General features: G+C 66.3%; 6 protein-coding genes, 1 tRNA gene and 1 pseudogene. 5 read left to right on the top strand and 3 right to left on the bottom strand.

The genetic code is table 11. The features are described 5' to 3' along the window. Positions 1–178 precede the first annotated feature (178 nt). Positions 179–343 (bottom strand): hypothetical protein, encoded by a 165-nt coding sequence (locus tag A5714_RS26190; RefSeq protein WP_156747366.1) that lies wholly within the window; start codon positions 341–343, stop codon positions 179–181. Next, on the bottom strand, positions 340–738 hold the full coding sequence (locus tag A5714_RS17485) for a helix-turn-helix domain-containing protein (RefSeq protein ID WP_156747365.1): 399 nt from the start codon (positions 736–738) through the stop codon (positions 340–342). The genes A5714_RS26190 and A5714_RS17485 overlap by 4 nt, the downstream gene beginning before the upstream one ends. Positions 739–2,051: 1,313 nt before the next feature. Between A5714_RS17485 and A5714_RS17480 the strand changes: the two genes are divergently transcribed. Next, a complete protein-coding gene (locus A5714_RS17480; protein WP_156747364.1) occupies positions 2,052–2,558 on the top strand; it encodes a helix-turn-helix transcriptional regulator in 507 nt (168 codons plus the stop codon). Then, positions 2,551–3,720, top strand: coding sequence for a site-specific integrase (locus A5714_RS17475; protein WP_068287181.1), 1,170 nt, complete (start codon positions 2,551–2,553; stop codon positions 3,718–3,720). Before A5714_RS17480 ends, A5714_RS17475 begins: the two co-directional genes overlap by 8 nt. Before the next feature lie 82 nt (positions 3,721–3,802). Here A5714_RS17475 and A5714_RS17470 read toward each other — a convergent pair. Then, a tRNA-Gly gene (locus A5714_RS17470) sits at positions 3,803–3,876 on the bottom strand. A 55-nt stretch (positions 3,877–3,931) separates the two neighbouring features. Between A5714_RS17470 and dcd the strand changes: the two genes are divergently transcribed. The 3 genes and pseudogenes from dcd to A5714_RS17455 form a co-directional block, all read left to right on the top strand. Further along, complete coding sequence (dcd, locus tag A5714_RS17465) at positions 3,932–4,504, top strand: dCTP deaminase (protein WP_068287178.1); 573 nt, start codon at positions 3,932–3,934, stop codon at positions 4,502–4,504. 108 nt (positions 4,505–4,612) lie between these two features. Further along, positions 4,613–6,631 (top strand): hypothetical protein, encoded by a 2,019-nt coding sequence (locus A5714_RS17460; protein ID WP_068287176.1) that lies wholly within the window; start codon positions 4,613–4,615, stop codon positions 6,629–6,631. A 225-nt stretch (positions 6,632–6,856) separates the two neighbouring features. After that, positions 6,857–7,322, top strand: a pseudogene (locus tag A5714_RS17455) (hypothetical protein); the annotation flags it as partial.

Raw genomic sequence — 7,322 nt, 5'->3', positions numbered from 1 at the left:
AGAGCCGCCACGACTCGGTTAGGGACAACCCTTCCGAAAAGGCGGGAGTACAGGAAATTGATGCGTTCCGCGGTGGCTTGCGCAACTCGGTCCTCCTCGGCGCGCTTTGACGGCCTCGTGGTCGACCTTTGCGATGCAGCGTTCGACGATGGTCATACCGGGCAACGCGCCTGTCATGTTAATTGCCACCGCTGAACAGGTTGCGCGCGAACGACGCTCGGTCGTCACCCGCCGGCTTGTCACCGGGTGGGCGCACCCGCTGAATGAGGCCGCTGAATTCGTCGTCTGGCAGCTCTCGAAGGTACTGCTCGACTCCCAGCCGTAGGTAATCGATTGGGTTCACGTGCGCTGTCCTGCCTTTCGTTCGGCGTATTCGACGACGGCCTGCCGCGAGAAGAGCCATCGACCGCCGACGTTGTGCCCGTCGAGGTGAGCTCGGATGCGCCGGACCCACTGCGGCGAGCAGTGCAGGAGCACGGCTGCTGCGGACGTGTCGATCAGTTCTCCCATTGCCGACGGTGGCGGGTGTGGTTGTGAAGCACTAGTTTTGGTTTCGCGTAGGAAACTGACCAGTTTGGCGTGCACGGCGTCGAACCCACCTGACAAGGGCGGTCGAATGCCGAGATCGGCGCGAACGGCGAGGTCACCGACGGCGTAGTGCAGCAGCTTGGCCTCCATCGCGCTGAACGTGATGGCGATCGGATTCGTGTAGGACTCTTCGAACAGTCGCGACGTCACGCTGGCCTTCGGGATCGGGCCAGGCACGGCATGCGCTTATGCGAGCCATCGTCTAAGCGACACCACTCATGGGCGTCGGCGCCACAGTACGGGCACTGACGGTCCATATCGGCGTCGGCGTACAGCAGCTGAGCGAGATTGTCGAAATGCATTGGCTCCTTGCGACTGGACCCTGGTGACGTACCCCCGTCACGAAACCTCAGATGCCTTTCGTCAGAGGGTTTTTGCGCAGCGTCAGGTGTTAACCCGTCAAGTAGGTCATCCTGGGTGACCCGTTCGGTCTCGAATTTGACCCGTTCGGTCCCCGGATATGACCCGTTCGGCCCGGTCTCATGATTCGTTCGGTCCGAGTCCACGTCCAGCAAATCGTCTATAGGGGTGCCGATTGGGTCACCCTGAGTGAACCGTTCGCCCACCACCGAATGGGTCACCATGGATGACCCGTTCGTGTCACGTGATGTCCGCCCGGACGTCCGCGTGATGTCCTCCCGGACAGGCATTGCCGGCAACTCGTAGGCGCTGCTGACCTGCCCTGTTGGTTGTTGAACCCGCGCTGGATCTTTCGAACGTAGCCAGCGTCTAGAAGTTCCTTGACGGCTCGCTTCGCGGTCGAGAGCGACGTGCCGTACTGCACATCCCGAATGTGATCCCAGCGAACTGATGCTTGCCGGGTCTTGGTGTTGGCCTTCTCCGCGATCGCGATCAGTGCTTGGAACCCACGCTCTGACACCCCGCGGGCCCGCAGGGTGTTTGAAGCGGCGATCACCTCGCCGACGAGCTGGCCGCTCATTATCCGAAGCGATCCAGACGATTGTTTCCATCGTGCCGCCCTGCTCGAAAATCGGGATCGACGGAGGCTCCTTGTATATCGGATTCCCCGCTTCCGACCATGCGGATGAATCGAGAGGTAGTGCGGCGGCACAACGTGTAGCTCGAAGAGCCAGACGCTGAACGCCGCATGTCCTCGGTTTGGTCAGAATCAGGAATGAGGCCGAGGTCGGCGTGATCCTCCTGTGGCCAGCCCATCAGGCGGCGTCCGGCCCCGGCCGGGCGGCCCGCTCAAGTCGGGAGAGGTAGTCGTCGATCTGCCGATCCGTGCTAAAACGCCGGCGACCGATGGTGACCGACGCCAGCTCGCCTGACGCCCAAAGGTTGAAAACCACTGTTCGGCTGACGCCGAGGCGAGCGCCCACCTCGGCGTGGTTGTTATTTCTGTTCATCTGGCTCCTGTCGAGTTCGCGACCGTGCTGTCGCGGACTCGACAGTACATTCAGATGTCGGAAAGTCAACAGAAGCTGTGCAATGATGTCGTCATGGACGACAGTTCGAGCTGGCCGCAAGAGGTCGCAGAACGAGTGGGCGAGTCCGTCAGGGCAGCCCGCGAAGAACGGGGCATGTCGTATGTCCGCCTAGCCGAGGCGACCGAGAAGATTGGCGCTCCTGTCCACCGGGTGGCAATACCGCGGATTGAAAAGGGCGAGCAGGGGGTCACGCTGCCCGAGCTGATCGCGCTGGGCGTGGCACTGGAGGCAGATTGGTCCAAGTGGCTGGATAGGGCTACTGCGGGGGTCGACATTCCAGGCGCTCGTTCTGATCGGGCGGTCCTGCGGATGCTAATAGCCGAAGTCGAAGAGAAGCTAGAAACTCAGCGCCACAATCTTTTCCAGGCCGAAGAGGGGGCAAAGCGCTTGAATATGCCCGAGAGGTACCGCGAGCGGCTCGTCGATGAAGCGCAACGGTACCGCGAACTCATCGAGTCGCTCGAAGTCGCCCTCGATAGGTACCAAGAAGATCTGCGCGGAATGGAAGACGATGCCTAGGCAGCGGATGGCACCCGGTGAGCATGGGAAGATCACCGAACGTGAACGTAACGGAATTTTCTATGCGACAACGTATGTCAGACTGCACAGCGGCAAAAGGCGAGAGCGTGAGGCGCGGTCTACGAAGTCCGCCGAAGATGCCCGTCGAACGCTCAAGCGACGTATCGCCGCGGAGCTAGTAGCAGGGGAACCGACCGGCGTGATCAACCATCGCACAACGCTTTCCGAACTGTTCGACGCGTGGATGCCGGTGAAAGTCACTGAGGATCGGATCGGGGAGCGGACACGAACGCTTTACAGGGATACGTGGAGATTGCACGGTGACCAGCAGCTCGGTGCGCTCCGGATCTCGGAGCTGTCGACTAGCCGCGCAGACTCCTACTTGAAGGCGCTGCCGCCGGCGCCGGCCACCTATTTGCGCATCATCCTGTCGGGCATGTACTCGTTGGCCGTCAGATTCGACGTGATGGGTCACAATCCGATACGGGAGACGCGGACCGCGAAACCTGATCGCAAGCCCGCGCGGGCTTTGACGGCGATGGAGTTTGAACAGGTGCGTCTGGCGGTTAAGTCGTTTTGTGCACGCAAGGGGCCTGGGCCCCGGCGGGCCCCGATGCTACCGGCGTTCGTCGAGCTGCTGGCGGCCACCGGCGCGCGGCCGGGGGAGGTGTTGGCGATCCGCTGGGAGGACATCGACCTACTCGGCACACCCCCGACCGTGACGGTCAACGGCACCGTGGTCGACGCTGGCAGAGTGGCTGGCAAGCCGCTTCATCGGCAGGACGGACGCAAAGGCGGCGCACCCCCGCACACTGTGAGCTTGCCGTCGTTCGGTGTCCAGGTGCTCGCAGACCTGTACGCGGTGACGGGCCCAGAAGGACCGGTGTTGACCAACCGTGATGGCGGCCTGGTGGCGCTGACGAACATCCGATCGTCCTTGCGGGAAGCGCTCGCCGGCCACGAACACCTCAAGTGGGTGACGCCGCATAGTTTCAGGCGGACCGTCGCGACCGTCGTGCGGGATGGGCTCGGTGTCGAGGCGGCGCAGCGGCAGCTTGCGCATGCCCAGCTCGCCACAACAGAGGGTCATTACGTTCAGCGAGTGACGGCCGGCCCAGATGCCCGCGCCGTGCTGGAGACTTGGGCCAGCAACCAGTCTTGAAAATCGAATGTACGGGGAAAGTACGGATTTTCGAGCTTGCAGGTTAGCTGGCGAATTCTCGTGCGGCCCCTACCAGGGCGCTTGGAGCCGATGACGGGAATCGAACCCGCGTATTCAGCTTGGGAAGCTGATGTTCTGCCATTGAACTACATCGGCGCTGTTGCTCAGGAAGGCTAGCATCTGGCGTCCGGCTAGCAGATAGGCTCTTCGGGTGCTGCTCTCCGATCGCGACCTCAGGGCCGAAATGACCGCCGGCCGGTTGGGCATCGAGCCGTTCGAGGACAAGCTAGTGCAGCCGTCGAGCATCGACGTCCGCCTCGACTCCCTGTTCCGGGTGTTCAACAACACCCGGTACACCCACATCGACCCGGCCAAGCAGCAGGACGAGCTGACCACGCTGGTCGAGTCCGCCGAGGGAGAGCCGTTCGTGCTGCACCCCGGCGAGTTCGTGCTCGGCTCGACGCTGGAGCTGATCACCTTGCCCGACGATCTCGCCGGCCGGCTGGAAGGCAAGTCGTCGCTGGGCCGACTGGGACTGCTGACGCACTCCACCGCGGGGTTCATCGACCCCGGATTCAGCGGGCACATCACCCTCGAGCTGTCCAACGTCGCGAACCTGCCGATCACCCTGTGGCCGGGCATGAAGATCGGTCAGCTCTGCATTTTGCGGCTGACCAGCCCCGCCGAGCATCCCTACGGCAGCTCGCAGGTGGGCTCGAAGTACCAGGGCCAGCGCGGGCCCACGCCATCGCGCTCATATCAGAACTTCATAACGACTACATAGCTTCTGAGGCGCCCCCGCGAGGCCCTCCTGCGCGATACTTAGTTAGCCGTGGTTCATAACCTCCGCCTGGCCACGGTTCATCGCGCAAGACCTTTGGAGGGGTTTGTTTTGGAAATCGTGCTCGGGGTGTCGATGGCACCGGCATCGGTCCAAATGGTGGTCCTGGAAGGCGAAAACGCCGACGGCGCCACGGTCGACGAGGACGTCATCGACGTCACCGCCGCCGACGATGCGCCCACCATCAGTGCGCCCGACCGGGTGATCTCGGCCATCCTCGGCACGCGCGAGGGCGCGACCGACGCCGGCCTTGAGCTGTCGTCGATCGGCGTGACGTGGACCGACCCGCTGGAAGCTGCGGTGCTGCGCGACGCGCTGGCCGCGCACCGCATCGAGAACGTAATGCTGGTCTCGGCGTTCCTTGCCGCCGCGGCTCTGGCTCAAAACGTCGGTGGCGCAATGGGTTACGAGCGCACCGCGGTGCTGTTCGTCGAACCCGACACCGCGACGCTGGCGGTGGTGGAGACGTCGGACGGCTCGATCCCCGACGTCTACCGGCAGCAGATCTACGCCGACTCCTACGACGAGGCGGCCACCCAGCTCGGTGGGATGGTGGCCGGGCTGGAGAGGCTGGAGTGGATCCCCGACGGCGTGGTCCTGGTCGGCTCCGGAGTCGACATCGCGCCGCTCAAGCCGGCGCTGGAATCGACCACCTTCCTGCAGGTCAGCGTTCCCGGAGAACCGGAGACCGCGTTGGCCCGCGGCGCCGCGCTCGCCTCGGCGAACGCGCCGCTGTTCGCCTCTTCCACTGCCGCCCTGGCCTATGCCCAAGATCCCGGGACCGGAGCGGTGGACCAGTATTCGCTGCCTGAGTACCTCTATCTGCCGGTCGGCCAAGCGCCGGGGGACGACGAGCTCGCCTACAGCGCCGTCCCGGACGAGGACGCCGACTCGCCGACCGTCGTCATCGAGAAGCTGTTCGCGCCCGAGGAGAGCCAACCGCGGCGCAGGCCGGTGCTGCTGGTCGGCAGTGGGTTGGCGGTGGTCGGCATCAGCGCCGTGTTGGCCCTCGAGATCGCCCTGGCCATCGGCATCCGCACGACCGGAACCGTCGCGTTGCAGCCGACTCCGAATCAGCACCTCATCGTGCCCACCGAGCAGGCGCCGGCGCCAGCACCCGTGCAGGCTTCCGCGCCGAGGCCGAATATCGGCGCGCCCGTCCCGATGGGGGCGCCCCGGCTGTTGGGTCCGGCGGCCGCCGCGCCGCTGCCCGCGCCGTTGCCGGCCGCGGCCATCCCCGCTCCGGCCGCGATCCCCGCCCCGGCGGCTCCCATTCCGGTTCCGGTGCCGGTGGTGATCCCGCCGCTGATGCCCGCGATTCCGGCGCCGCAGGTGCGCGTCCCGTTCCTCAACCCGCCGGCCATTCAGGCGCCGCAACCGGTGCTGCCGCAACCGCCCAACCACTTCCCGCAGCCCGAGCCGCCTCAGCTCGGCGGCTCGGGTCAGCAGTGGCCGCCCAGGCCCAACGGCCCTGGCGGTCCCGGCGAGGGGCACAACCCGCCTCCCGGGGAAGGCGGCCCGGGTGGTCACGGTTCGGTTCCCGGTGAGGGTGGACCGGGTGGTCATGGTTCGGTTCCCGGTGAGGGTGGACCGGGTGGTCACGGTTCGGTTCCCGGCAACGGCGGTCCCGGCGGTGGTCACACGCCGACGCCCGGCAGCGGTGGTCCTGGTGGCCACGGCTCGCCGCCCGGTGATGGTGGTCCTGGTGGCCATGCGCCCGCGCCCGGCGGGGGTGGTCCCGGCGGTTTCGGCGGCGGGCACGCGCCGGCGCCCGGTGGCGGAGGTCCCGGCGGTTTCGGAGGCGGCCATGCGCCCGCGCCCGGCGGGGGTGGCCCCGGCGGCTTCGGTGGCGGCCACGCCCCGGCGCCCGGCGGCGGAGGACTCGGCGGTTTCGGAGGCGGCCACGCGCCCGCGCCCGGCGGTGGAGGCCCCGGTGGCTTCGGCGGCGGTCACGGCGGCTTCGGCGGTGGTGGCGGAGGCTTTGGTGGCGGTCACGGCGGCTTCGGCGGTGGCGGTGGCGGCGGGTTCGGTGGCGGTCACGGCGGCGGTGGCGGTGGCGGACACCGCTAGCTGACCGCCATCCAGCGCTCAGCAAGCACTCAGGGCGCGCGAGTAGATTGGCGGCCCGGGTGTGCCGAGGTACGCGACGCCGCGGTGGCGGGAGTTGCTCAGCCCAAGCGGTGTGCGCCTGCTGGCCGTGCGCGGCTTTAGTGGAAGTCGGTGGTGACCGCAGGGAGGGGAGTGCCCGGGTCACCGTCGGGTGATTGCAGCAAATACCGGGGGGTGAGTGCAGCAATGGGGGGCATCGTGCTTGGCGTCTCGATGGCGCCGACGAAGGTGCGGATGGTCCTGGTCGAGGGTGAAAACGCGGATGGCGTCACCGTCGACCAGGACAACTTCGACGTCGACGGGGACGCCACTCGCGCCGGCGCGCCCGCCAACGTCGTCTCGGCCATCATGGGCACCCGAGAAGGCGCCGCCGAGGGCGGCTACCAGCTGCTGTCCACGGGCGTGACCTGGACCGACCACGTCGAGGCGGCAATTCTGCGCGACGCCCTGGTCGCCCACAAGATCGAGAACGTCATGCTGGTCTCGGCCTTCATGGCCGCGGCCGCACTCGCCCAGGCCATCGGCGACGCCGTCGACCAAGCCCGCACCGCGCTGCTGTTCGTCGAGCCGTACACCGCCACGTTGGCCATCGTCGACAGCGCCGACGGCTCAGTGTCGCAGGTACTCCGCAAACCCCTCGCCGACGACGAAG

This window comes from Mycobacterium sp. E2462, assembly GCF_001672685.1.
Taxonomy (GTDB): Bacteria; Actinomycetota; Actinomycetes; order Mycobacteriales; family Mycobacteriaceae; genus Mycobacterium.
The sequence above is the reverse complement of the archived record's forward strand: the minus strand, read 5'-3'. Positions and strand labels throughout refer to the sequence as shown.

Bases quoted from the DNA above. Each gene is read 5' to 3' on its own strand.
- A5714_RS17480 (WP_156747364.1), top strand. From the start codon at position 2,052: ATGGACGACAGTTCGAGCTGGCCGCAAGAGGTCGCAGAACGAGTGGGC.
- A5714_RS17475 (WP_068287181.1), top strand. From the start codon at position 2,551: ATGCCTAGGCAGCGGATGGCACCCGGTGAGCATGGGAAGATCACCGAA.